The organism is Streptomyces sp. NBC_01525 (assembly GCF_045040405.1).
Classification (GTDB): domain Bacteria; phylum Actinomycetota; class Actinomycetes; order Streptomycetales; family Streptomycetaceae; genus Streptomyces; species Streptomyces benahoarensis.
Map to the genome: position 1 here is coordinate 2916649 of NZ_CP109397.1, position 24497 is coordinate 2941145.

At 66.0% G+C, this 24497-nt stretch carries 34 protein-coding genes; all 34 read right to left on the reverse strand.

The window, feature by feature from the left end; all coding sequences use genetic code 11:
* Window positions 1–21 precede the first annotated feature (21 nt).
* Window positions 22–426 (reverse strand): 30S ribosomal protein S11, encoded by a 405-nt coding sequence (rpsK, locus tag OG422_RS12875; protein ID WP_004571845.1) that lies wholly within the window; start codon window positions 424–426, stop codon window positions 22–24.
* Between the two features lie 92 nt (window positions 427–518).
* Window positions 519–899, reverse strand: a complete 381-nt coding sequence (gene rpsM / locus OG422_RS12880; RefSeq protein WP_143940047.1) for a 30S ribosomal protein S13 — start codon at window positions 897–899, stop codon at window positions 519–521.
* Window positions 900–1089: 190 nt separating this feature from the next.
* Window positions 1090–1203 (reverse strand): 50S ribosomal protein L36, encoded by a 114-nt coding sequence (gene rpmJ / locus OG422_RS12885; RefSeq protein ID WP_003956441.1) that lies wholly within the window; start codon window positions 1201–1203, stop codon window positions 1090–1092.
* A gap of 59 nt (window positions 1204–1262) precedes the next feature.
* Window positions 1263–1484, reverse strand: a complete 222-nt coding sequence (gene infA / locus OG422_RS12890) for a translation initiation factor IF-1 (RefSeq protein ID WP_003956442.1) — start codon at window positions 1482–1484, stop codon at window positions 1263–1265.
* Between the two features lie 234 nt (window positions 1485–1718).
* Window positions 1719–2561, reverse strand: a complete 843-nt coding sequence (map, locus tag OG422_RS12895) for a type I methionyl aminopeptidase (protein WP_143940046.1) — start codon at window positions 2559–2561, stop codon at window positions 1719–1721.
* 146 nt (window positions 2562–2707) lie between these two features.
* Window positions 2708–3361, reverse strand: a complete 654-nt coding sequence (locus tag OG422_RS12900; RefSeq protein WP_405742845.1) for an adenylate kinase — start codon at window positions 3359–3361, stop codon at window positions 2708–2710.
* On the reverse strand, window positions 3361–4674 hold the full coding sequence (secY, locus tag OG422_RS12905; RefSeq protein ID WP_143940044.1) for a preprotein translocase subunit SecY: 1314 nt from the start codon (window positions 4672–4674) through the stop codon (window positions 3361–3363). The genes OG422_RS12900 and secY overlap by 1 nt, the downstream gene beginning before the upstream one ends.
* 228 nt (window positions 4675–4902) lie before the next feature.
* Window positions 4903–5358 carry a 50S ribosomal protein L15 gene (gene rplO / locus OG422_RS12910; RefSeq protein WP_030283439.1) on the reverse strand — a complete coding sequence of 152 codons (456 nt, stop codon included), beginning with the start codon at window positions 5356–5358 and terminating at the stop codon, window positions 4903–4905.
* 1 nt (window position 5359) lies between these two features.
* Window positions 5360–5542, reverse strand: coding sequence for a 50S ribosomal protein L30 (gene rpmD, locus OG422_RS12915; protein WP_006604889.1), 183 nt, complete (start codon window positions 5540–5542; stop codon window positions 5360–5362).
* A complete protein-coding gene (gene rpsE, locus OG422_RS12920) occupies window positions 5542–6144 on the reverse strand; it encodes a 30S ribosomal protein S5 (RefSeq protein ID WP_006604888.1) in 603 nt (200 codons plus the stop codon). The genes rpmD and rpsE overlap by 1 nt, the downstream gene beginning before the upstream one ends.
* A 46-nt stretch (window positions 6145–6190) precedes the next feature.
* Complete coding sequence (gene rplR / locus OG422_RS12925) at window positions 6191–6574, reverse strand: 50S ribosomal protein L18 (protein ID WP_143940043.1); 384 nt, start codon at window positions 6572–6574, stop codon at window positions 6191–6193.
* Between the two features lie 3 nt (window positions 6575–6577).
* Window positions 6578–7117 (reverse strand): 50S ribosomal protein L6, encoded by a 540-nt coding sequence (rplF, locus tag OG422_RS12930; RefSeq protein WP_143940042.1) that lies wholly within the window; start codon window positions 7115–7117, stop codon window positions 6578–6580.
* A gap of 22 nt (window positions 7118–7139) precedes the next feature.
* Window positions 7140–7538, reverse strand: a complete 399-nt coding sequence (gene rpsH, locus OG422_RS12935; RefSeq protein ID WP_004571835.1) for a 30S ribosomal protein S8 — start codon at window positions 7536–7538, stop codon at window positions 7140–7142.
* Window positions 7539–7778: 240 nt separating this feature from the next.
* Complete coding sequence (locus tag OG422_RS12940; protein ID WP_030890724.1) at window positions 7779–7964, reverse strand: type Z 30S ribosomal protein S14; 186 nt, start codon at window positions 7962–7964, stop codon at window positions 7779–7781.
* Window positions 7965–7969: 5 nt separating this feature from the next.
* Window positions 7970–8530, reverse strand: coding sequence for a 50S ribosomal protein L5 (gene rplE / locus OG422_RS12945; RefSeq protein ID WP_143940040.1), 561 nt, complete (start codon window positions 8528–8530; stop codon window positions 7970–7972).
* Window positions 8530–8853 (reverse strand): 50S ribosomal protein L24, encoded by a 324-nt coding sequence (gene rplX, locus OG422_RS12950; protein WP_143940039.1) that lies wholly within the window; start codon window positions 8851–8853, stop codon window positions 8530–8532. The genes rplE and rplX overlap by 1 nt, the downstream gene beginning before the upstream one ends.
* 3 nt (window positions 8854–8856) lie before the next feature.
* Window positions 8857–9225: a 50S ribosomal protein L14 gene (gene rplN / locus OG422_RS12955; RefSeq protein WP_003974257.1), complete on the reverse strand. Its 369-nt coding sequence runs from the start codon at window positions 9223–9225 to the stop codon at window positions 8857–8859.
* Between the two features lie 131 nt (window positions 9226–9356).
* On the reverse strand, window positions 9357–9638 hold the full coding sequence (gene rpsQ / locus OG422_RS12960; RefSeq protein WP_143940038.1) for a 30S ribosomal protein S17: 282 nt from the start codon (window positions 9636–9638) through the stop codon (window positions 9357–9359).
* Window positions 9638–9862 (reverse strand): 50S ribosomal protein L29, encoded by a 225-nt coding sequence (rpmC, locus tag OG422_RS12965; protein ID WP_143940037.1) that lies wholly within the window; start codon window positions 9860–9862, stop codon window positions 9638–9640. Before rpmC ends, rpsQ begins: the two co-directional genes overlap by 1 nt.
* Window positions 9862–10281, reverse strand: a complete 420-nt coding sequence (gene rplP, locus OG422_RS12970; protein WP_004571829.1) for a 50S ribosomal protein L16 — start codon at window positions 10279–10281, stop codon at window positions 9862–9864. Before rplP ends, rpmC begins: the two co-directional genes overlap by 1 nt.
* Before the next feature lie 5 nt (window positions 10282–10286).
* Complete coding sequence (gene rpsC, locus OG422_RS12975; RefSeq protein WP_143940036.1) at window positions 10287–11111, reverse strand: 30S ribosomal protein S3; 825 nt, start codon at window positions 11109–11111, stop codon at window positions 10287–10289.
* Entirely contained in the window at window positions 11111–11458 is a 348-nt protein-coding gene (gene rplV / locus OG422_RS12980) for a 50S ribosomal protein L22 (protein ID WP_003974262.1), read from the reverse strand. Before rplV ends, rpsC begins: the two co-directional genes overlap by 1 nt.
* 43 nt (window positions 11459–11501) lie before the next feature.
* Window positions 11502–11783, reverse strand: a complete 282-nt coding sequence (gene rpsS / locus OG422_RS12985; RefSeq protein ID WP_143940035.1) for a 30S ribosomal protein S19 — start codon at window positions 11781–11783, stop codon at window positions 11502–11504.
* Window positions 11784–11795: 12 nt separating this feature from the next.
* On the reverse strand, window positions 11796–12632 hold the full coding sequence (gene rplB / locus OG422_RS12990) for a 50S ribosomal protein L2 (protein ID WP_030283452.1): 837 nt from the start codon (window positions 12630–12632) through the stop codon (window positions 11796–11798).
* Window positions 12633–12671: 39 nt separating this feature from the next.
* Entirely contained in the window at window positions 12672–12995 is a 324-nt protein-coding gene (rplW, locus tag OG422_RS12995; RefSeq protein ID WP_143940034.1) for a 50S ribosomal protein L23, read from the reverse strand.
* A complete protein-coding gene (rplD, locus tag OG422_RS13000; RefSeq protein WP_143940033.1) occupies window positions 12995–13645 on the reverse strand; it encodes a 50S ribosomal protein L4 in 651 nt (216 codons plus the stop codon). Before rplD ends, rplW begins: the two co-directional genes overlap by 1 nt.
* A gap of 8 nt (window positions 13646–13653) precedes the next feature.
* Window positions 13654–14298: a 50S ribosomal protein L3 gene (gene rplC, locus OG422_RS13005; protein ID WP_030283457.1), complete on the reverse strand. Its 645-nt coding sequence runs from the start codon at window positions 14296–14298 to the stop codon at window positions 13654–13656.
* A gap of 14 nt (window positions 14299–14312) precedes the next feature.
* On the reverse strand, window positions 14313–14621 hold the full coding sequence (gene rpsJ, locus OG422_RS13010; RefSeq protein WP_003948644.1) for a 30S ribosomal protein S10: 309 nt from the start codon (window positions 14619–14621) through the stop codon (window positions 14313–14315).
* Window positions 14622–15165: 544 nt separating this feature from the next.
* Complete coding sequence (tuf, locus tag OG422_RS13015) at window positions 15166–16359, reverse strand: elongation factor Tu (protein ID WP_143940032.1); 1194 nt, start codon at window positions 16357–16359, stop codon at window positions 15166–15168.
* Between the two features lie 148 nt (window positions 16360–16507).
* A complete protein-coding gene (gene fusA, locus OG422_RS13020) occupies window positions 16508–18628 on the reverse strand; it encodes an elongation factor G (RefSeq protein WP_143940031.1) in 2121 nt (706 codons plus the stop codon).
* Between the two features lie 39 nt (window positions 18629–18667).
* Window positions 18668–19138 (reverse strand): 30S ribosomal protein S7, encoded by a 471-nt coding sequence (rpsG, locus tag OG422_RS13025; protein ID WP_004571813.1) that lies wholly within the window; start codon window positions 19136–19138, stop codon window positions 18668–18670.
* 2 nt (window positions 19139–19140) lie between these two features.
* Complete coding sequence (gene rpsL / locus OG422_RS13030; RefSeq protein ID WP_003948652.1) at window positions 19141–19512, reverse strand: 30S ribosomal protein S12; 372 nt, start codon at window positions 19510–19512, stop codon at window positions 19141–19143.
* A 354-nt stretch (window positions 19513–19866) separates the two neighbouring features.
* Window positions 19867–20346: a DUF1707 and DUF4190 domain-containing protein gene (locus OG422_RS13035; RefSeq protein ID WP_405747765.1), complete on the reverse strand. Its 480-nt coding sequence runs from the start codon at window positions 20344–20346 to the stop codon at window positions 19867–19869.
* Between the two features lie 218 nt (window positions 20347–20564).
* Window positions 20565–24464: a DNA-directed RNA polymerase subunit beta' gene (locus OG422_RS13040; protein WP_143940057.1), complete on the reverse strand. Its 3900-nt coding sequence runs from the start codon at window positions 24462–24464 to the stop codon at window positions 20565–20567.
* Window positions 24465–24497 lie beyond the last annotated feature (33 nt).

A 24497-nucleotide genomic window follows, 5' to 3' on the forward strand; every position in this document is an offset into this window, starting at 1 on the left:
GTTGTCTCCTACTTCAGTGGGTCAGACGCGGCGGCGCTTGGGAGGGCGGCAGCCGTTGTGCGGGGTCGGGGTGACGTCCTGGATCGAACCCACCTCAAGGCCGGTGGCCTGGAGCGAGCGGATCGCGGTCTCACGGCCGGAGCCGGGACCCTTGACGAACACGTCGACCTTGCGCATGCCGTGCTCCTGCGCGCGACGGGCGGCCGACTCGGCAGCCATCTGCGCGGCGAACGGAGTCGACTTACGCGAACCCTTGAAGCCCACGTGCCCGGCCGAGGCCCAGGAAATCACGTTGCCGGTCGGGTCGGTGATCGAAACGATCGTGTTGTTGAACGTGCTCTTGATGTGAGCGTGCCCGTGGGCGACGTTCTTCTTCTCCTTGCGGCGCACCTTCTTGGCGCCGGCCGTACGGCCCTTCGGAGGCATGAAATTCTCCTAATGGAGGTGGTCGGTCCTACAGCGAAGACCGCTGACTTCCGCGGTCCGGGAAACCGGACCGCAGTGCGTCCTGCTGAGGACTACTTCTTGCCCGGCTTCTTCTTGCCGGCGATCGCGCGACGCGGGCCCTTGCGGGTACGGGCGTTCGTGCTGGTGCGCTGGCCGTGGACCGGAAGGCCGCGGCGGTGACGCAGACCCTGGTAGCAGCCGATCTCGACCTTGCGGCGGATGTCGGCCTGGATCTCGCGACGGAGGTCACCCTCGGTCTTGAGGTTGTCGTCCACGTACTCGCGGATCTTGACCAGGTCTTCCTCGGCCAGGTCGCGAACCCGGGTGTTCGGGTCCACGCCGGTGGCGGCGAGGGTCTGCTGCGACAGCGTGCGCCCGATGCCGAAGACGTAGGTGAGGGCGACCTCGACGCGCTTTTCGCGCGGGAGATCAACGCCTGCGAGGCGTGCCATTGATGTGGCTCCTGATGGCTATTCGGAGGTCTTCCACAGCACCGTTCCCGTAAAACTCAGCTGAATTACGAGCCGGGCCCCGGCCTCCGAGCCGGGGGTTTCGTCCCACGCGAAGAACGCGGGGGTCGGGTGTCTGCGTATGTACGAATTACGTGCGTCGCGCGAACTGCGAAATGCAGGTGGTCGTGCGTCAGCCCTGGCGCTGCTTGTGGCGCAGGTTGTCGCAGATGACCATGACCCGGCCGTGGCGGCGGATCACCTTGCACTTGTCGCAGATCTTCTTGACGCTCGGCTTGACCTTCATGGGTGTGAGGTTCTCCGGGTCAGTGCCGTCACCCCGGCGGAGCGGGGCGCCGACAAGATCTACTTGTAGCGGTAGACGATCCGGCCACGCGTCAGGTCGTACGGAGAGAGCTCCACCACGACCCGGTCATCCGGGAGGATGCGGATGTAGTGCATCCGCATCTTGCCGCTGATGTGCGCGAGGACCTTGTGACCGTTCTGGAGCTCTACCTTGAACATCGCGTTCGGCAGAGACTCGATCACGGTGCCCTCGATCTCGATGGCACCTTGCTTCTTGGCCACGCTTCGCCTTTCGAATCGGCTACCTTGATCGGCTCTCGCAGTGTCCGCGTGACATCAAAAGTGTCACCTACCTTGAAGGCAGGCACACGGATGCACGAGAGCCGACGCGTCAGTCTACGTCAGAGGCCACGGAAAGACGAATCCACGATTATTGCCCAACCCAGGAGATCCTTATGCCACCGCCCCGCGACCCGTCGCACTTCCTTCACGCCGGGCCCCGCGCGGCACCCGCCGTCAGGCTCCCGCGGCCGGGTCCGGCGCCGCCGTGACGCCCAGCTCGGCGAGCTTCGCGCGACCGCCGTCGACCGCGGTCAGCACCAGCGGCCCCTCCTCGGTCAACGCCACCGAGTGCTCCCAGTGCGAGGACCAGCCGCCGTCGTTCGTCTTGACCGTCCACTCGTCGTCGAGGACGTGCGTCTTGTGCGTGCCAAGATTGACCATCGGCTCGATCGCGATGCAGAAACCGGGCACCAGCTTCGGACCGCGGCCGCGCTTGCGGTCGACGTAGTTCAGCAGATGCGGGTCCATGTGCATCTGCGAGCCGATGCCGTGGCCGCCGTACTCCTCGACGATGCCGTACTTCCCGGTCGACGGGCGCGGCTGGCGGCGGATGTAGCCCTCGATCGCCTTGGAGATGTCGATCAGCCGGTTGCCCTTGGCGACCGCGGCGACCCCGGCCCACATGGACTCCTCGGTCACCCGGCTCAGCTCGACCAGCTCCGCGGAGTGCCCGGACCCGACGAACGCGGTGTACGCGGCGTCGCCGTGCCAGCCGTCGATGATCGCGCCGCAGTCGATGGAGATGATGTCGCCGTCGCGGAGGACCGTTTCGCCGTCCGGGATGCCGTGGACGACCACGTCGTTCACCGACGTGCAGATCGTCGCGGGGAAACCGCCGTACCCGAGGAAGTTCGACGTCGCGCCGTGCTCGGCGAGGACCTTGCGGGCCACCTCGTCCAGATCGCGGGTGGTCGCGCCCGGCACCGCCGCCTCACGGGTCGCGGCGTGAATGGCGGCGACCACCAGGCCCGCCTCGCGCATCTTCGCGATCTGCTGAGGGGTCTTGATCTCCACCATGGCGGGTAACGCCTTCCTGAACCGACTGTGCCGACAACCGCGTCGTTCGCACGGCCGACCACCGCGCGGGCGCGCCCGCCCCTCCATACGATACGGCCGCGGTGCCCGCACAGGGCACCGCGGCCGTATCGAAGCGTACGCGGAGGTTACTCGCCGCGTCCGAGGGCGGACATCGCCCGCCGGGTGACCTCTTCGACCTTGCCGAGGGCGGGAATCGTCACGACGAGTTCCTGCGCCTTGTAGTAGTCGATGATCGGCTCGGTCTCCGAGTGGTAGACCTCCAGGCGCTTGCGCACCGTGTCCTCGTGGTCGTCGTCGCGCTGGTAGAGCTCGCCGCCGCAGACGTCGCAGACGCCCTCGGTCTTCGGCTTGCTGTACTCGGCGTGGAAGACGTGCGCGGAGTTCTTCCGGCAGATCCGGCGGCCGGCGATCCGCTTGACGACCTCGTCCTCGGGGACCTCCAGGTCGAGCACCGCGTCCAGCGTGATGCCCTTGCCCTTGAGGTAGACGTCCAGGGCCTCGGCCTGCTTGAGGTTGCGCGGGAATCCGTCGAGCAGGAAGCCGCCGGCGGCGTCGGCCTGCTCCAGACGGTCCTCGGCCATGCCGATCGTGACCTCGTCGGGGACCAGGTTCCCGGCGTCCATGTAGGACTTCGCCTGCACGCCGAGGGGCGTGCCCTGGCTGATGTTGGCGCGGAACAGGTCGCCCGTGGAGATGTGCGGGATCTCAAGGTTCCGGGCGAGGTACGCGGCCTGCGTACCCTTACCGGCTCCCGGGGGTCCGACGAGGACGATTCGCATCAGCGGAGGAACCCTTCGTAGTTGCGCTGCTGAAGCTGGCTCTCGATCTGCTTCACGGTCTCCAGACCCACACCCACGATGATCAGGATGCTCGTCCCGCCGAACGGGAAGTTCTGGTTCGCGTTGAACAGCACCAACGCCACTGTTGGTACGAGTGCGATCAGCCCCAGGTACAGCGAGCCCGGCCACGTGATCCGGTTGAGCACGTAGCTGAGGTACTCGGCCGTCGGGCGACCAGCCCGGATACCCGGGATGAAGCCACCATACTTCTTCATGTTGTCGGCAACTTCTTCGGGGTTGAAGGAGATCGCCACGTAGAAGAAGGCGAAGAACACGATCAACAAGAAGTACGTAACGATGTAAACGGGGTGGTTTCCCTTGGTGAAGTTGGTGGCGATCCACCGGGCCCACTCCGCGTCCGAGCCGCTGAACTGTGCGATCAGGGCCGGAATGTAGAGCAACGACGACGCGAAGATGACGGGAATCACACCCGCCTGATTCACCTTGAGCGGGATGTACGTGGACGTACCGCCATAAGAACGGCGCCCGATCATGCGCTTCGCGTACTGCACCGGAATGCGGCGCTGCGCCTGCTCGACGAAGACCACCAGGGCGACCATCGCCAGGCCGACGGCGATCACCGCGAAGAACTCGACCCAGCCGTCGGCGAGCTTGCCGGTCAGCTTGATCTGCCACAGCGCGCCCGGGAAACCGGCGGCGATCGAGATGAACATCAGGATCGACATGCCGTTGCCGATACCGCGGTCGGTGACCAGCTCACCGAGCCACATGACCACCGCCGTACCGGCGGTCATCGTGATGACCATGGTGATGGTGGTGAAGATCGAGTCGCTCGGCACGATCTCGCTGGCGACCGGGCAGTTCTGGAAGAGCGCGCCGCTGCGGGCCGTGGCCACCAGGCCGGTGCCCTGCAGGATCGCCAGTGCGATGGTCAGATAGCGGGTGTACTGGGTGATCTTCGCCTGACCGGTCTGGCCCTCTTTCTTGAGGGCCTCCAGCCGAGGAATCACGACGGTCAGCAGCTGGAGGATGATGCTCGCCGTGATGTACGGCATGATCCCCAGCGCGAAGATCGTGATCTGCAGCAGCGCACCACCGCTGAACATGTTCACCAGGGCGAACAATCCGCTGTTGGAGCCGGCCTGCTTCATGCAGGTCTCGACATTCGCGTAGTTCACCCCGGGGATCGGGACATGCGCACCGATCCGGTAGAGCACCACGATGCCCAACGTGAACAGCAGCTTTTTGCGCAGGTCGGGCGTCTTGAACGCTCGGGCGAACGCGGTGAGCACGGTGCCTCCTGCGCCTCCCGCCGGACGGGCGAGAGGTGACGGTCTTGAGGATCGACGAATAAAAGCGGCCTGAAACGCCGCACGGTCGGGCCGTGCGGCGGGGGTCCGGTGCTTCCCCCGTAAAAAGTTGCACCGGCAGGCCACCTTACCGGCGACCGTACCCCCGTGGAACGACCAACCGGGGATGCCCCAAACGATGGGCATCCCCGGTCAGTTGAACCAACGAACTCAGAGGAGTTCGGTGACGGTGCCGCCGGCAGCGGCAATCTTCTCCTTGGCGGAGCCGGAGACGGAGTCCACCGTCACCTGCAGCGCCACGGAGATCTCGCCCTGGCCCAGGACCTTGACGAGCTCGTTCTTGCGCACCGCGCCCTTGGCAACCAGGTCGGCCACCGTGACCTCGCCACCCTGCGGGTAGAGCGCGGCCAGCTTCTCCAGGTTCACGACCTGGAACTGCTTGTGGGCGGGGTTCTTGAAGCCCTTCAGCTTCGGGAGGCGCATGTGGAGGGGCATCTGCCCGCCCTCGAAACGCTCCGGAACCTGGTAACGGGCCTTGGTGCCCTTGGTACCACGACCAGCGGTCTTACCCTTGGACGCCTCACCACGACCCACACGGGTCTTGGCGGTCTTGGCGCCCGGGGCAGGACGGAGGTTGTGGACCTTCAGCGGGTTCTGCTCCGCCATGTCAGTCGACCTCCTCAACCGTCACGAGGTGGCGGACGGTGTGCACCATGCCGCGGAACTCGGGACGATCCTCCTTGACAACCACGTCGTTGAGCCGCTTGAGGCCCAGCGAACGAAGGGTGTCGCGGTGGTTCTGCTTGCTACCGATGTAGGACTTAGTCTGCGTGATCTTGAGGTGCGCCATTACGCGGTCACCCCGGCACGCGCACGCAGCAGGGCTGCGGGAGCAACGTCCTCCAGCGGCAGGCCACGACGGGCCGCGATCTCCTCGGGGCGCTGAAGGCCCTGAAGCGCGGTCACCGTGGCGTGCACGATGTTGATCGGGTTCGACGAGCCGAGCGACTTGCTCAGGACGTCGTGGATGCCCGCGCACTCCAGAACGGCGCGCACCGGGCCACCGGCGATCACACCGGTACCAGGGGAAGCCGGCTTGAGCAGGACGACGCCCGCAGCCTTCTCGCCCTGGATGGGGTGCGGGATGGTGCCCTGGATACGGGGGACCTTGAAGAAGTTCTTCTTGGCCTCTTCCACGCCCTTGGCGATGGCAGCCGGAACTTCCTTGGCCTTGCCGTAACCGACACCTACGGTGCCGTCACCGTCGCCCACCACGACCAGCGCAGTGAAGCTGAAACGACGACCACCCTTGACAACCTTGGCGACACGGTTGATCGCGACAACGCGCTCAACGTATGCGGTCTTCTCGGCGGCAGCGCCACCGTCGCGACCCTTCCGGTCCCGCCGCTCGCCGCCACCGGCACCGCTGCCGCGGCGCTGGGGTCCAGCCATTGGATTTACCTCTCTCTGTTACGTCCGCTAGCTCCGGAACCGGGGCTTAGAACTTCAGCCCGGCTTCGCGGGCGGCGTCCGCCAGAGCGGCAATGCGCCCGGCGTACTGGTTGCCACCGCGGTCGAACACGACGGCCTCGACGCCGGCGGCCTTGGCGCGCTCGGCGACCAGGGAACCGACCTGCTTGGCCTGGTCGCCCTTGCTGCCTTCACCACCACGGATCGACGCGTCCAGGTGCGACGCCGACGCGAGCGTGTGGCCCGCGATGTCGTCGATGACCTGGGCGGTGATGCCACGGTTGGAACGCGTCACGACCAGACGCGGACGCGCCGGGGTACCCGCAATCCGCTTACGGATGCGGATGTGGCGCCGCTTGAGGGCGGCACCCTTACGGGCATTGCCCTTCGCGATCTTCACACCGTATGCCATGGCTTACTTACCAGCCTTTCCGACCTTGCGGCGGATGACCTCGCCGGCGTACTTGACGCCCTTGGCCTTGTACGGGTCAGGCTTGCGCAGCTTGCGGATGTTCGCCGCAACCTCGCCGACCTTCTGCTTGTCGATGCCCTCGACGCTGAGCTTGGTCGGGGACTCGACCTTGAAGGAGATACCTTCGGGCGCCTCGATGAGGATCGGGTGGCTGTAGCCCAGGGAGAACTCCAGGTTGGAGCCCTTGGCCTGGACGCGGTAGCCGACACCGCTGATTTCGAGCGCCTTGCTGTAGCCCGCGGTCACGCCGGTGATCATGTTCGCCACCAGCGTGCGGGACAGGCCGTGAAGGGCCTTGTTCTGACGCTCGTCGTTCGGGCGGGAGACGTTGACGACGCCGTCCTCACCCTTGGCGACCTCGATGGGCGCGGCGACGGTGTGCGAAAGGGAGCCCTTGGGACCCTTCACATTGACCGTGCGGCCCTCGATGGTGACGTCCACACCAGCGGGAACCTGGATGGGCAGCTTGCCAATACGCGACATGAGCTCTTCCTCCGTTCCCTGGTTACCAGACGTAGGCGAGGACTTCCCCACCCACGCCCTTCTTGCTGGCCTGCTGGCCGGTCAGGAGACCGTGGGACGTGGAGATGATCGCCACGCCCAGGCCGCCGAGGACCTTCGGCAGGTTGGTGGACTTTGCGTAGACCCGCAGGCCCGGCTTCGAAATGCGCTTGATGCCGGCGATCGAGCGCTCGCGGTTCGGGCCGAACTTCAGCTCGAGGATGAGGTTCTTGCCGACCTCGGCGTCCTCAACCTTCCAGCCGGTGATGTAGCCCTCCTGCTGGAGGATCTCCGCGATGTGAGACTTGATCTTGCTGTGCGGCATCACGACGGTGTCGTGGTATGCCGAGTTCGCGTTCCGCAGACGGGTCAGCATGTCTGCGATGGGATCAGTCATGGTCATGAATTGGCCTTCGGCCTCTCTCGCCGGGGTTTCCTATATGTGCCATCCCTCTCCCCGATCAGTGTCGGGACGGGTGCGGCACGGGGACCTACGGCGTAGTAAGCGACGTTATGCGGGCGAGATGCCCGCGGTCGGTCTCGGGCGGCGGGGCGCCCAACCCTTCTACCTTACGGGACGAAGAGCGGGGCGCCTGCCGACCGGATGCTTACCGAGAGCTTCCGGGTCATCCCAACTAGGGGATTACCAGGAGCTCTTGGTCACGCCCGGCAGCTCGCCACGGTGAGCCATCTCACGAAGGCACACGCGGCAGAGGCCGAACTTGCGGTACACGGAGTGCGGGCGGCCGCAGCGCTGGCAGCGGTTGTAAGCGCGCACAGCGAACTTGGGCTTGCGAGCAGCCTTCGCGATCAGAGCCTTCTTCGCCATCTCGCTCACGCCTCCTTGAACGGGAAGCCGAGGTGACGCAGAAGGGCACGGCCCTCGTCGTCGTTGGTCGCCGTGGTGACCACGGTGATGTCCATACCCCGGGTACGGTCGATCTTGTCCTGGTCGATCTCGTGGAACATGACCTGCTCCGTGAGACCGAAGGTGTAGTTGCCCCGGCCGTCGAACTGCTTCGGCGACAGACCACGGAAGTCGCGGATGCGCGGCAGCGCGAGCGACAGCAGGCGGTCCAGGAACTCCCACATACGGTCACCGCGGAGGGTGACGTGGGCACCGATCGGCTGACCCTCACGCAGCTTGAACTGCGCGATGGACTTCCGAGCCTTGGTGACAGCCGGCTTCTGGCCGGTGATCGTGGTGAGGTCCTTGATGGCACCGTCGATCAGCTTGGAGTCGCGGGCGGCGTCGCCCACACCCATGTTGACCACGATCTTGGTCAGACCGGGGATCTGCATGACGTTCTCGTACGAGAACTCGTCCTTCAGCTTCCCGGCGATCTCTTCGCGGTAGCGCTGCTTGAGACGCGGCGCGTTGGTGGTGGCAGTCATCAGATGTCCTCACCGGTCCGCTTGGCAACGCGGATCTTGTTGCCGTCATCGTCGAACCGGAACCCGACGCGGGTGACAACCTTGTTGCCGTCCTTCTCCACAACCAGCTGAACGTTGCTGACGTGGATCGGGGCCTCGGTCGTGACAATGCCGCCGGTCTGCGAACCGCGGGCGGTCTGGCCGGCCTTGGTGTGCTTCTTGACCCGGTTGACACCCTCGACCAGGACACGGTCCTCGCGGGGGAAGGCCACGATGACCTTGCCCTGCTTGCCCTTGTCCTTACCGGTGATGACCTGGACCAGGTCGCCCTTCTTGATCTTCATCGGTTACAGCACCTCCGGCGCGAGCGAGATGATCTTCATGAACTTCTTCTCGCGCAGCTCACGGCCCACGGGGCCGAAGATACGGGTGCCGCGGGGGTCGCCATCGTTCTTGAGGATGACGGCCGCGTTCTCATCGAAGCGGATGTACGAGCCGTCCGGACGGCGGCGCTCCTTGACGGTGCGAACGATGACGGCCTTGACGACGTCACCCTTCTTCACGTTGCCACCGGGGATCGCGTCCTTCACGGTGGCGACGATGACGTCACCGATGCCCGCGTAGCGGCGACCCGAGCCACCGAGAACACGGATGGTGAGAATTTCCTTCGCACCCGTGTTGTCGGCGACCCGAAGTCGCGACTCCTGCTGGATCACGTCTATCTCCTGATCGTCTGCCGGTTCCCGGCGGGGCCCCGCGGTGAGGCGGGGCCCCGCCGAGCCTGGCGGAACTGACCTGAGGGGGAACCCTCAGGCGGTATTTCGTGGAGCTCCCTTACGGAAACTGCCTACTTGGCCTTCTCGAGGATCTCGACGATGCGCCAGCGCTTCGAGGAGGACAGCGGCCGGGTCTCCATGAGGAGGACACGGTCGCCGACACCCGCGGCGTTCTGCTCGTCGTGCGCCTTGAGCTTGTTGGTACGGCGGATGACCTTGCCGTACAGCGCGTGCTTGACGCGGTCCTCGACGGCGACGACGACGGTCTTGTCCATCTTGTCGCTGACGACGAGACCCTCGCGGGTCTTGCGGAAGCCGCGGTCGTTCGTCTCAGTCACATTCTTCTCGCTCATCAGGCGCTCTCCACCGTCTCGATGCCCAGCTCACGCTCACGCATCAGGGTGTAGATCCGGGCGATGTCCTTACGGACGGACTTGAGCCGACCGTGGTTCTCAAGCTGTCCGGTCGCCGCCTGGAAGCGGAGGTTGAACAGCTCCTCCTTGGCCTCACGAAGCTTGGCAACGAGGTCCTCGCTGTTCAGCTCGCGCAGCTCGGTCGCCTTGATACCGGCCGCCATCACGACTCACCTGCCTCGCGCCGCACAATGCGGCACTTCATCGGAAGCTTGTGGGCGGCGCGGGTCAGCGCCTCCTTGGCAACCTTTTCGTTCGGGAAGGACAGCTCGAACATCACCCGACCGGGCTTGACGTTCGCGACCCACCACTCCGGAGAACCCTTACCGGAACCCATGCGGGTCTCGGCCGGCTTCTTCGTGAGCGGGCGGTCCGGGTAAATGTTGATCCAGACCTTGCCGCCACGCTTGATGTGACGGGTCATGGCGATACGAGCCGACTCGATCTGACGGTTCGTCACGTACGCCGGGGTGACGGCCTGGATGCCGTACTCACCGAAGGCAAGCTCGGTGCCACCCTTGGCCATGCCGTTGCGCTTGGGGTGGTGCTGCTTGCGGTGCTTGACCCTGCGAGGGATCAGCATGTCGGTCAGGCCTCCTGTCCGGTGCTCTCAGCCGGAGCAGCGGCTGCGGCCTCGGCCTTGGGGGCCTCGGCAGCGGCGTTCTGCTGCTGCGGCTTGCGGCCGCGGCCGCCACGCTCGCCACCGCGGCGCGGGCGGTCGTTGCCGCCACCACGCGCCGGGCGGTTACCCGCACGGGCGGCAGCGTTGTCCGCACGAACCTCGGCGATGTTCTTGACGTCGCCCTTGTAGATCCAGACCTTCACGCCGATACGGCCGAAGGTGGTCTTGGCCTCGAAGAAGCCGTAGTCGACGTTGGCCCGGAGGGTGTGCAGGGGCACACGGCCCTCGCGGTAGAACTCCGAGCGGGACATCTCGGCGCCGCCGAGACGGCCACCGCACTGGATCTTGATGCCCTTGGCGCCGGCCTTCATCGTCGACTGCATGCTCTTACGCATGGCGCGACGGAAGGAGACGCGGGAGGACAGCTGCTCGGCGACGGCCTGGGCCACGAGCTGAGCATCGGTCTCGGGGTTCTTGACCTCGAGGATGTTCAGCTGGACCTGCTTGCCGGTCAGCTTCTCCAGTTCGCCGCGGATGCGGTCGGCCTCGGCGCCACGGCGGCCGATGACGATGCCCGGACGAGCGGTGTGGATGTCAACGCGGACGCGCTCACGGGTGCGCTCGATCTCCACCTTGGAGATACCGGCGCGCTCCATGCCCTTCGTCATCATGCGACGAATGGCGACGTCTTCCTTGACGTAGTCCTTGTACAGCTTGTCGGCGTACCAACGCGACTTGAAGTCGGTGGTGATGCCGAGCCGGAACCCGTGCGGGTTTACCTTCTGGCCCATTACCGGGTTCCTTCCTTGCTGCTGACGACCACGGTGATGTGGCTGGTCCGCTTGCGGATCCGGTAGGCGCGGCCCTGGGCACGCGGACGGAACCGCTTCAGGGTCGGGCCCTCGTCGACGTACGCCTCGGAGATGAAGAGGCTGTCGGCGTCGGTGTGGTCGTAGTTGTGCGCGGCGTTGGCAATGGCGCTGTCCAGCACCTTGCCCACCGGCACGCTCGCGGCCTGCGGGGCGAAACGCAGGACCGCCTGAGCCTCCGTGGCATCCATGCCACGGATAAGGTCCACCACGCGGCGGGCCTTCATGGGCGTGACGCGGATGTACCGCGCCTGGGCCCTGGCTTCCATGGTTGTCCCTTCGGTGTCAGTCATAGTCTTCGCACTCCGCCGATCAACGACGCCGCGACTTGCGGTCGTCCTTCTCGTGGCCGCGGAAGGTGCGGGTCGGCGCAAACTCGCCGAGCTTGTGGCCAACCATCGACTCGGTGACGAACACCGGGATGTGCTTGCGGCCGTCGTGCACCGCGATCGTGTGGCCGAGCATGGCCGGGACGATCATGGAGCGGCGGGACCAGGTCTTGATGACGTTCTTGGTGCCGGCTTCGTTCTGAACATCCACCTTCTTGGAGAGGTGGTCGTCGACGAAGGGCCCCTTCTTGAGACTACGCGGCATCTAAACCCGCTCCTAGCGCTTCTTGTTCGTCTTGCGGCGGCGGACGATGTACTTGTTCGAAGCCTTCTTCGGCGAACGCGTACGACCCTCCTTCTGACCCCACGGCGAGACCGGGTGGCGACCACCGGAGGTCTTGCCCTCACCACCACCGTGCGGGTGGTCGACGGGGTTCATCACGACACCACGCACGGTCGGGCGGACGCCCTTCCAGCGCATACGGCCGGCCTTGCCCCAGTTGATGTTCGACTGCTCGGCGTTGCCGACCTCGCCAACAGTGGCGCGGCAGCGGACGTCGACCAGGCGGATCTCACCGGAGGGCATACGCAGGTGGGCCATGGAGCCCTCCCGCGCCAGCAGCTGCACGGAGGCACCGGCCGAGCGGGCGAACTTCGCACCGCCGCCCGGACGCAGCTCGATCGCGTGGATCGTCGTACCCACGGGGATGTGGCGCAGCGGCAGGTTGTTACCGGGCTTGATGTCGGCGCCGGGGCCGTTCTCAATCCGGTCACCCTGCGACAGGCCACGGGGCGCGATGATGTAGCGCTTCTCGCCGTCTGCGTAGTGCAGCAGCGCGATGCGCGCGGTGCGGTTGGGGTCGTACTCGATGTGCGCGACCTTGGCCGGCACGCCGTCCTTGTCGTGACGACGGAAGTCGATCACTCGGTAGGCGCGCTTGTGGCCACCACCCTGGTGGCGAACGGTCACACGACCGGCGTTGTTACGGCCGCCCTTGCTGTGCAGCGGGCGGACCAGCGACTTCTCCGGCGTGGACCGCGTGATCTCGACAAAGTCGGCGACGCTGGAGCCACGACGGCCCGGGGTCGTCGGCTTGTACTTGCGGATACCCATTTCTCAGTCCTCGTCCGATTCCGGACGACTCGACCTCCGTCAGGAGGTCGGGCCGCCGAAGATGTCGATACGGTCGCCCTCGGCGAGGGTCACGATGGCGCGCTTGGTGTCAGCGCGCTTGCCGAAACCGGTCTTGGTGCGCTTGCGCTTACCCTGCCGGTTGATCGTGTTGACCCCGGTGACCTTGACCGAGAAGACCGCCTCGACGGCCTGCTTGATCTGGGTCTTGTTGGCGCGCGGGTCGACGACGAACGTGTACTTGTTCTCGTCCAGCAGCGCGTAGCTCTTCTCCGAGACAACCGGCTTGACGAGAATGTCGCGCGGGTCCGAGAAGGTCTTGCTGGTGACGACGGCCTCAGTCATCAGGCGTCGCTCCCTTCGGTCTCATCGGCCTTGGGGCCAGACACGAAGGACTCGAAAGCGGCCGTGGTGAAGACCACGTCGTCCGAGACGAGCACGTCGTACGTGTTCAGCTGGCCCGGCTCCAGGATGTGAACCTGGGGCAGGTTGCGGGCGGACAGCCACGCGGCCTCGTCGGAGCGCTCGACGACCAGGAGCAGGTTCTTCCGCTCGCTGACCTTGCCGAGGAGACCCTTGGCGGCCTTGGTGGAGATCGCGCCGTCGACCACGCCGGAGACGACGTGGATACGGCTGTTGCGCGCCCGGTCGGAGAGGGCACCGCGCAGGGCGGCGGCCTTCATCTTCTTGGGCGTCCGCTGCGAGTAGTCACGCGGCTGCGGGCCGTGGACGACGCCACCGCCGGCGAACTGCGGCGCACGGGTCGAACCCTGGCGCGCGCGGCCGGTGCCCTTCTGGCGGTACGGCTTCTTGCCACCGCCGCGGACCTCGCCACGGGTCTTGGTCTTGTGCGTGCCCTGACGGGCAGCGGCCAGCTGCGCGACAACGACCTGGTGGATCAGCGGAATGCTGACCTTCGCGTCGAAGATCTCCGCGGGGAGCTCGACGGTCCCGGCCTTGTCGCCTGCCGGCGAAAGGATGTCAATGGTGCTCATCGGTTACCTCAGGCCCCCTTGGCCGCGGTACGGACCAGGACGAGGCCGCCGTTCGGACCAGGAACTGCGCCCTTGATGAGCAGCAGACCCTTCTCCGCGTCAACGGCATGGACGGTCAGGTTCTGGGTGGTGACCCGCTCGTTGCCCATACGACCGGCCATCCGCATGCCCTTGAACACGCGGCCCGGGGTGGCGCAGCCACCGATGGAGCCCGGCTTACGGTGCACGCGGTGGGCACCGTGGGAAGCCTTGCCGCCGTGGAAGCCGTGACGCTTCATGACGCCGGCGAAGCCCTTGCCCTTGCTCTTGCCGGTCACGTCCACCTTGACGCCGGACTCGAAGGTCTCAGCGGTCAGCTCCTGGCCGAGGGTGTACTCACCGGCGTCGGTGGTACGGACCTCGACGAGGTGACGGCGGGGGGTGACGTCGGCCTTCGCGAAGTGGCCCTTGAGGGGCTTGTTCACCTTGCGCGGGTCGATCTCGCCAAAGGCGATCTGGACGGAGTCGTAGCCGTCCTGGTCATTGGTGCGCACCTGGGTAACGACACAGGGGCCGGCCTTCACCACGGTCACCGGAACGACACGGTTGTTGTCGTCCCAGACCTGGGTCATGCCGAGCTTCTCGCCCAGGATGCCCTTGATCTGCTTAGCCATCTCTTCCGCGCCTCTCAGAGCTTGATCTCGATGTCAACGCCGGCCGGAAGGTCCAGGCGCATCAGCGAGTCAACGGTCTTGGGCGTCGGGTCGAGGATGTCGATCAGGCGCTTGTGCGTGCGCATCTCGAAGTGCTCGCGCGAGTCCTTGTACTTGTGCGGCGACTTGATGACGCAGTACACGTTCTTCTCAGTGGGCAGCGGCACCGGGCCTGCGACCGACGCACCAGTGCGGGTCACCGTCTCGACGATCTTCTTCGCCGAGCTGTCGATGACCTCGTGGTCGTAGGCCTTGAGCCGGATGCGGATCTTCTGTCCCGCCATGGCTACTTCGTAGTCCTGTCTCTCGTAACGCTCTGGGACTCGGTGCGTACGCGTCCCGCCTCCGACCCACGCGGTCGGGCGTGTCGCACTCCCATCGGAGAAATTTCCGTACGGAAATCCTTCGAGAAGGAGACGTGGGGGCGGAACACCCACCGAGCGCCTGACTGAGGCACCCCGCTGACGCTTCCCGGAAGATTCCCGTACTTCCGCCCCTGATAAGAGGCGACGAATACCTAGGACTCGCTTCCGGTCCCCCCGGCGGGAGGCGCGCAACATCGGCACTCAACCGAGCAACCTGGACAGTGTGCCACACAGCTCAGGGCCGAGGCCAATCGAGCCTTAGAGGCTATCCCACCCGACGATCACTTACACCTGCCACCGCGCCTCCGGGCGCGCCATCCGGCCCCGGCCGCACCCCCGGAGCGCGCCGTCCGGCCCGATTCCGGGCAGCGGAAAGCGCCCGTACAGCCGAAGCCGTACGGGCGCCTCCGTGAGCCGAGGCTCGAATGCTCGCAGGGAGCTACCGGGTCACCCCGATCAACACTTACTTGTTGATCTTGGTGACCTGGCCGGCGCCGACGGTCCGGCCACCCTCACGGATGGCGAACTTCAGGCCCTCCTCCATGGCGACGGGCTGGATGAGCTCGACGCTCATCTCGGTGTTGTCGCCCGGCATGACCATCTCGGTGCCCTCGGGGAGGGTCACGACGCCGGTCACGTCCGTGGTACGGAAGTAGAACTGCGGGCGGTAGTTGTTGAAGAACGGGGTGTGGCGGCCACCCTCGTCCTTCGACAGGATGTACGCCTGCGCCTCGAAGGAGGTGTGCGGCGTGACCGAGCCCGGCTTGATGATGACCTGGCCGCGCTCGACGTCCTCGCGCTTGATGCCGCGGAGGAGCAGACCGACGTTCTCACCGGCCTGGCCCTCGTCGAGGAGCTTCCGGAACATCTCGATGCCGGTGACCGTGGTGGTGGTCTTGTCCTGCTTGATGCCGATGATGTCGACGGTCTCGTTGACCTTGAGGACACCACGCTCGATACGACCGGTGACAACGGTGCCACGGCCGGTGATCGTGAAGACGTCCTCGATCGGCATCAGGAACGGCTTGTCGACGTCGCGCTCGGGCTGCGGGATCGCCTCGTCGACGGCCTTCATCAGGTCCACGACGGACTTGGCCCACTCGGGGTCGCCCTCAAGCGCCTTCAGCGCCGAGACCTTGACGACCGGGACGTCGTCGCCCGGGAACTCGTACTCGGAGAGGAGCTCACGGACCTCGAGCTCGACGAGCTCCAGGATCTCCTCGTCGTCCACCATGTCGGCCTTGTTCAGGGCGACAACGATGTAGGGAACGCCGACCTGGCGGGCCAGGAGCACGTGCTCCTTGGTCTGCGGCATCGGACCATCGGTCGCGGCGACCACGAGGATCGCGCCGTCCATCTGGGCGGCACCGGTGATCATGTTCTTGATGTAGTCCGCGTGACCGGGGCAGTCGACGTGGGCGTAGTGACGGCTCTCCGTCTGGTACTCGACGTGCGCGATCGAGATCGTGATACCGCGCTGACGCTCCTCGGGAGCCTTGTCGATCTGGTCGAAGGCCGAGGCCTCGTTCAGGTCGGGGTACTCGTCGTGCAGCACCTTGGTAATGGCGGCCGTGAGGGTCGTCTTACCGTGGTCAATGTGACCGATGGTGCCGATGTTGACGTGCGGCTTAGTCCGCTCGAACTTCGCCTTCGCCACTGGGTCCTCCTGAAGTGGTTCTGTACGCCTTACTCATCGGCGCCAGGTGATCTTTGCTGGGATGCCGGCCGCCGGGGCAATCCTCACGGATTGCGGGGTTTGCCCCGGCGGACGGTGTCAAGCCTAAAGCGTGTTCCGGCTGGCGGAGCTACTCGCCCTTGGCCTTCGCGATGATCTCCTCGGCGACGTTCCGGGGAACCTCGGCGTAGGAGTCGAACTGCATCGAGTAGCTTGCGCGACCCGAGGTCTTGCTGCGGAGGTCGCCGACGTAGCCGAACATCTCCGACAGCGGAACCAGGCCCGTGACGAGCTTGGCGCCGTGGCGGTCCTCCATGGACTGGATCTGACCGCGACGGGAGTTGATGTCGCCGATGACGTCACCCATGTAGTCCTCGGGCGTCGTCACCTCGACCTTCATCATCGGCTCCAGCAGGGCCGGGCTGGCCTTGCGGGCGGCCTCCTTGAAGGCCATCGAACCGGCGATCTTGAAGGCCATCTCGGAGGAGTCGACCTCGTGGTAGGCACCGTCGAGAAGGGTGACCTTGACGCCGGTCAGCGGGTAGCCGGCGAGCACGCCGAACTCCATGGCCTCCTGGCAGCCCGCGTCCACGGACGGGATGTACTCCCGCGGGATGCGGCCACCGGTGACCTTGTTCTCGAACTCGTACCCGTCGCCCTCGAGCGGCGCGATGGCGATCTGGACCTTCGCGAACTGACCGGAACCACCGGTCTGCTTCTTGTGCGTGTAGTCCAGGCGCTCCACCGGCTTGCGCAGCGTCTCGCGGTACGCGACCTGCGGCTTACCGACGTTGGCCTCGACGCGGAACTCACGCTTCATACGGTCGACCAGCACATCGAGGTGCAGCTCGCCCATACCCGCGATGATGGTCTGGCCGGTCTCCTCGTCGGTGTGCACCTGGAACGAGGGGTCTTCCTCGGCGAGACGCTGGATGGCGACACCCAGCTTTTCCTGGTCGCCCTTGGACTTGGGCTCAATGGCGACCTGGATGACCGGGGCCGGGAACTCCATCGACTCCAGGATCACGGGGTTGCCCGCGTCGCAGAGGGTCTCACCGGTGGTGGTCTGCTTCAGACCCATGACGGCGACGATGTCACCGGCACCCACCGAGTCGATCTCCTCACGCTTGTTCGCGTGCATCCGGTAGATCTTGCCGATGCGTTCCTTCTTGCCCTTCACCGAGTTCTGCACCTGCGAGCCGGCCTCAAGGCGGCCCGAGTACACACGGATGAAGGTGAGCTTGCCCAGGTGCGGGTCGCTGGCGATCTTGAACGCCAGCGCCGCGAGCGGCTCGTCCTCGGAGGGCTTGCGGGTGACGACCTGCTCGGAGTCGTTGACCGCGTGGCCCTCGATGGCCTCGACGTCGAGCGGCGACGGCAGGTAACGGACCACGGCGTCGAGCAGGGGCTGCACGCCCTTGTTCTTGAACGCGGTACCGCAGAACACCGGGGTGACGGTGGTGTTCTCGGCCTTGCCGGCGGCGATCGTGATACGACGGATCGCGGCGTACAGCTGCTCCTCGGTGGGCTCCTCGCCCTCCAGGTACAGCTCCATGATCTCTTCGTCGTTCTCGGCGACGGCCTCGATCAGCTTGCCGCGGTACTCCTCGGCGAGCTCGACCTTGTCGGCCGGGATGTCGAGGACGTCGTACATCTCGCCCTTGGCCGCCTCGGCGGAGTAGACCAGGGCCTTCATGCGGACCAGGTCGATGACGCCCTGGAAGTCCGCCTCGGCACCGATCGGCAGCTGCATCACGATCGGCACCGCGCCCAGGCGGTCCACGATCATGTCGACGCAGCGCAGGAAGTCGGCGCCGGTGCGGTCGAGCTTGTTGACGAAGCAGATACGCGGAACGCCGTAGCGGTCCGCCTGACGCCAGACAGTCTCGGACTGGGGCTCGACACCGGCGACGCCGTCGAACACGGTCACGGCACCGTCGAGCACGCGCAGGGAGCGCTCCACCTCAACGGTGAAGTCGACGTGCCCCGGGGTGTCGATGATGTTGATCGTGTGGTCGACGTCCTCCAGCGGCCAGTGGCAGGTCGTCGCGGCGGACGTGATGGTGATGCCGCGCTCCTGCTCCTGCTCCATCCAGTCCATCGTGGCAGCGCCGTCGTGGACTTCACCGATCTTGTACGAGACACCGGTGTAGAACAGGATCCGCTCGGTGGTGGTCGTCTTGCCCGCGTCGATGTGGGCCATGATCCCGATGTTGCGGACCTTGGCCAGGTCAAGCGAAGTGGTAGCCATATCGGCTCAGTCTTCTCTCGGTCTCGATGGGGGTTGCGGCTACCAGCGGTAGTGCGCGAAGGCCTTGTTGGACTCGGCCATCTTGTGCGTGTCCTCACGCTTCTTGACCGAAGCGCCGAGGCCGTTGGAGGCGTCGAGCAGTTCGTTCATGAGGCGCTCGGTCATGGTCTTCTCGCGACGGGCGCGGGAGTAGCCCACGAGCCAGCGGAGCGAGAGGGTGGCGGCGCGGCCGGGCTTGACCTCGACCGGGACCTGGTAGGTCGCGCCACCGACACGGCGGGACTTGACCTCAAGGGTCGGCTTGATGTTCTCGAGCGCGCGCTTGAGCGTGATGACCGGGTCGTTACCGGTCTTCTCGCGCAGACCCTCCATGGCGCCGTAAACGATGCGCTCAGCGGTGGAGCGCTTGCCGTTCAGCAGAACCTTGTTGATGAGGGAGGTCACCAGAGGAGAGCCGTAGACCGGGTCGATGATGACCGGGCGCTTCGGGGCGGGGCCCTTACGAGGCATTCTTACTTCTCCTTCTTGGCGCCGTAGCGGCTGCGAGCCTGCTTACGGTTCTTGACGCCCTGCGTGTCGAGGGAGCCGCGGATGATCTTGTACCGAACACCCGGCAGGTCCTTCACACGGCCGCCACGCACGAGCACGATCGAGTGCTCCTGCAGGTTGTGGCCCTCACCCGGAATGTAAGCGGTGACCTCGATCCCGCTGGTCAGACGCACACGCGCGACCTTACGCAGGGCCGAGTTCGGCTTCTTCGGGGTGGTCGTGAACACACGCGTGCAGACGCCACGGCGCTGGGGCGAACCCTCCAGTGCGGGCGTCTTGTTCTTCTCGACCTTGTCCTGCCGGCCCTTACGGACCAGCTGCTGGATCGTAGGCACTACTTCTCCGGTTTCTGTGTGCCGATCACGTTAAAGCTAACCTGGAACACGCACCGACCCACGAGGTCGGGTGTGTCGAACACTGCAACACTCTCCGCGAGGCGGAAGAAGGGCGCAGATTGCGGCGCGGCCGGTAGTGGCTCCCCATACGGTTGAAGACACGCATGGCAGCCAGGGCACACCCCAGGCACAAGGTCTGAGCGTACCTACCTCACCGACTCCGGTCAAAACAAATGCCCCGCGGCCGACACGCCGGGCGCAACCGGACGGAGTGCTCACGGACCGTCATCCGGACGGCCGAACGGATGTCACCCGCCCGTCACCCGGACGGCCCGCCCGGCGCGAACCGCCGGATCAGCCGTGGCTGACCACCGCGACCATCATGAGCAGGATGAACAGCGCCCAGCCGCCGATACCGAGCCAGCCCAGGACCACCCCGGCCAGCGCCTGGCCTTCACCGCGCTCGCCGGTGCGGCGCATCTCCGCGCGCGCCTTGTGGCCGAGGATCACCGCGGGGATCGCGGTCAACCCCCACGTCACCGGCGTCAGGATGCCGCAGACCAGCGCGGCGGTGGCGGAGCTGTTGGTGTGCTGCGGCGCGGGCATCGGCGCGACCGGCATGAACGTCGCCGGGACCGGACGCGGCTCGAACTGCGACTGCGGCACCGGGCCCGTCGGCAGATCCGCCACCAGCATCTGCAGCTCGGCATGGGTCTGCGCCTGGTAGGCCCGCCCGATCCGCTGCTCGTACTCCCCCTGCGCGAGCCGCCCCTCGGCGAACCCTGCCTTCAGCACGTCGACCGTACGCTCACGGTCGGCGTGCGAGGCACGCATCGCCGGTACCTGATGCGGCTGAGCGGGTTGCCCACCCTGCCAGGGCTGGAATGCCATGCGCGATCCTCCCCCGCTCGACAGTTGATCCCCATCTTCTCATCACAGACGCAGCAATGGGAGCGCGAGTTCCCCAACCGGTGGCGCCTGCGTCAACAACGCCGCAGGGCGGCCACCCCTTACGGGATGACCGCCCTGTCGACGTCGTACGAACCGGACCCTTACTGGTTGTACGGACCGTAGTCGTAGTCCTCCAGCGGGACCGCCTGGCCGGAGCCGGTGCCGAACGGCGAGTAGTCGATGTCGTCGTAACCGACGGCCGAGTACATCGCGGCCTTGGCCTCCTCGGTCGGCTCCACCCGGATGTTGCGGTAGCGGGACAGGCCCGTACCGGCCGGGATGAGCTTACCGATGATGACGTTCTCCTTGAGGCCGATGAGGCTGTCGGACTTGGCGTTGATCGCCGCGTCCGTCAGCACCCGGGTCGTCTCCTGGAAGGAGGCGGCCGACAGCCAGGATTCCGTCGCCAGCGAAGCCTTGGTGATACCCATCAGCTGCGGACGGCCGGAGGCCGGGTGGCCACCCTCCGCCACGACACGACGGTTCTCGCCCTCGAACTTCGAGCGCTCCACCAGCTCGCCCGGCAGCAGCTCCGCGTCGCCGGACTCGATGATCGTCACGCGGCGCAGCATCTGCCGGATGATGATCTCGATGTGCTTGTCGTGGATCGCCACGCCCTGGCTGTTGTAGACCTTCTGGACCTCGCCGACGAGGTGGACCTGGACGGCACGCTGGCCGAGGATCCGCAGCACGTCGTGCGGGTTGATGGCACCCAGGGTGAGCGGCTGGCCGACCTCGACGTGGTCGCCCTCGCCCACCAGCAGACGGGCGCGCTTGGAGACGCCGTACGCCATCTCTTCGCTGCCGTCGTCGGGGGTGACGACAACCTTCTTGGTCTTCTCGGTCTCCTCGATCCGGACGCGGCCGGCCGCCTCCGAGATCGGGGCGACACCCTTGGGCGTACGGGCCTCGAAGAGCTCGACGACACGCGGCAGACCCAGCGTGATGTCGTCACCCGCCACACCACCGGTGTGGAAGGTACGCATCGTCAGCTGGGTGCCGGGCTCACCGATGGACTGGGCGGCGATGATGCCGACCGCCTCACCGATGTCGACCAGCTTGCCGGTGGCCAGCGAACGGCCGTAGCAGAAGGCACAGGTGCCGACCGCCGACTCACAGGTCAGGACCGAGCGGGTCTTGACCTCCTCGACGCCCGCGTTGAGCAGGGCGTCGATGAGCACGTCACCGAGGTCGACGTTGGCCGGGGCGACGACCTTGCCGTCAACGACGACGTCCTCGGCCAGCATCCGGGCGTAGACGCTCGACTCGACGTCGTCCGTCTTGCGCAGGCTGCCGTCGGCGCCGCGGGTCGCGATCTTCAGCTTGAGGCCGCGCTCGGTGCCGCAGTCCTCCTCGCGGATGATCACGTCCTGCGAGACGTCGACCAGACGACGGGTCAGGTAACCCGAGTCGGCGGTACGCAGGGCGGTGTCCGCCAGACCCTTACGGGCACCGTGCGTGGAGATGAAGTACTCCAGCACGGACAGGCCCTCGCGGAACGACGCCTTGATCGGACGCGGGATGGTCTCGTTCTTCGCGTTCGACACCAGACCACGCATACCGGCGATCTGCCGCATCTGCATCATGTTTCCTCGGGCACCCGAGTCAACCATCATGAAGATGGGGTTCGTCTTGGGGAAGTTCTCGTTCATCGCCTCGGCGACCTCGTTGGTCGCCTTGGTCCAGATGTTGATCAGTTCCTGAGTGCGCTCGTCCTTGGTGATCAGACCGCGCTCGTACTGCTTCTGGACCTTCTCGTCCTGGGCCTCGTAGCCCGCGACGATGGCCTTCTTGGCCTCCGGGACGACGATGTCCGAGACGGCGACGGTGACGCCGGAACGGGTCGCCCAGTGGAAACCGGACGCCTTCAGGTTGTCGAGCGTCGCCGCCACGATGACCTTGGGGTAGCGCTCGGCGAGGTCGTTGACGATCGCGGAGAGCTGCTTCTTGCCCACCGAGTAGTCGACGAACGGGTAGTCCTCGGGCAGCAGCTCGTTGAAGAGCGCGCGGCCCAGGGTCGTCCGCAGACGGAACGAGTCACCCTGCTGCCACTCCGGCTCACCCTCCTCGGGTGCCGGCGGGGTCCAACCGCGGGGCGGAACCGTGCCGATCGGGAAGCGGATGTCGACCTTCGCCTGGAGCGACAGCTCCTTGGCGTCGAACGCCATGATCGCCTCGGCGACCGAACCGAACGCACGGCCCTCACCGATGACCTTGCGCTCCTCCTCGTCGGTGGTGAGGAAGAACAGGCCCAGCACCATGTCCTGGGTCGGCATGGTGACCGGACGGCCGTCGGCCGGCTTGAGGATGTTGTTCGAGGACAGCATCAGGATGCGGGCCTCGGCCTGCGCCTCCGCGGAGAGCGGCAGGTGGACGGCCATCTGGTCACCGTCGAAGTCCGCGTTGAACGCGGTGCAGACGAGCGGGTGAATCTGAATGGCCTTGCCCTCGACCAGCTGCGGCTCGAAGGCCTGGATGCCGAGGCGGTGCAGGGTGGGCGCACGGTTCAGCAGAACCGGGTGCTCGGCGATGACCTCTTCGAGGACGTCGTACACGACCGTGCGGCCGCGCTCGACCATCCGCTTCGCCGACTTGATGTTCTGCGCGTGGTTCAGGTCGACCAGGCGCTTCATCACGAACGGCTTGAAGAGCTCCAGCGCCATGGCCTTCGGCAGACCGCACTGGTGCAGCTTGAGCTGCGGGCCGACGACGATGACGGAACGCGCCGAGTAGTCGACTCGCTTACCGAGCAGGTTCTGACGGAAGCGGCCCTGCTTGCCCTTGAGCATGTCGGACAGCGACTTCAGCGGACGGTTGCCGGGGCCCGTCACCGGGCGGCCACGACGGCCGTTGTCGAAGAGCGCGTCGACGGCCTCCTGGAGCATGCGCTTCTCGTTGTTCACGATGATCTCGGGCGCGCCGAGGTCGAGAAGCCGCTTCAGGCGGTTGTTGCGGTTGATCACGCGGCGGTACAGGTCGTTGAGGTCGGAGGTCGCGAAGCGGCCACCGTCCAGCTGCACCATCGGACGCAGGTCCGGCGGGATGACCGGGATGCAGTCCAGCACCATGCCCTTGGGGCTGTTGCGGGTCTGCAGGAACGCGGAGACGACCTTGAGGCGCTTGAGCGCACGGGTCTTCTTCTGGCCCTTGCCGGTACGGATGATCTCGCGGAGGCGCTCGGCCTCCTCGTCGAGGTCGAAGGTCTCCAGGCGCTTCTGCAGCGAGGCGGCGCCCATGGAACCGTCGAAGTACGTGCCGAAGCGGTCACGCAGCTCGCGGTAGAGCAGCTCGTCGCCCTCCAGGTCCTGGACCTTGAGGTTCTTGAAGCGGTTCCAGACCTCGTCGAGACGGTCGATCTCGCGCTGCGCGCGGTCGCGCAGCTGCTTCATCTCACGCTCGGCGCCCTCGCGCACCTTGCGGCGCACATCGGCCTTGGCGCCCTCGGCCTCCAGCTCGGCCAGGTCGGTCTCGAGCTTCTTGGCGCGGGCCTCCAGGTCGGAGTCGCGGCGCTGCTCGATCTGCTGACGCTCGACGGAGACGTGTGCCTCCAGCGAGGGCAGGTCGCGCGTACGGCGCTCCTCGTCCACCCAGGTGATCATGTAGGCGGCGAAGTAGATGACCTTCTCAAGGTCCTTCGGCGCGAGGTCCAGCAGGTAGCCCAGCCGGCTCGGAACGCCCTTGAAGTACCAGATGTGGGTCACGGGAGCGGCCAGCTCGATGTGGCCCATCCGCTCACGACGCACCTTGGCGCGAGTGACCTCGACGCCGCAGCGCTCGCAGATGATGCCCTTGAAGCGGACGCGCTTGTACTTACCGCAGTAGCACTCCCAGTCCCGCGTCGGACCGAAGATCTTCTCGCAGAAGAGTCCGTCCTTTTCGGGCTTGAGGGTGCGGTAGTTGATGGTCTCCGGCTTCTTGACCTCACCGTGCGACCACTGACGGATGTCGTCAGCGGTGGCGAGGCCGATCCGCAGCTCGTCGAAGAAGTTGACGTCGAGCACTGTCGTCAATCCCACCTTCGGGGGTTGCCCCGA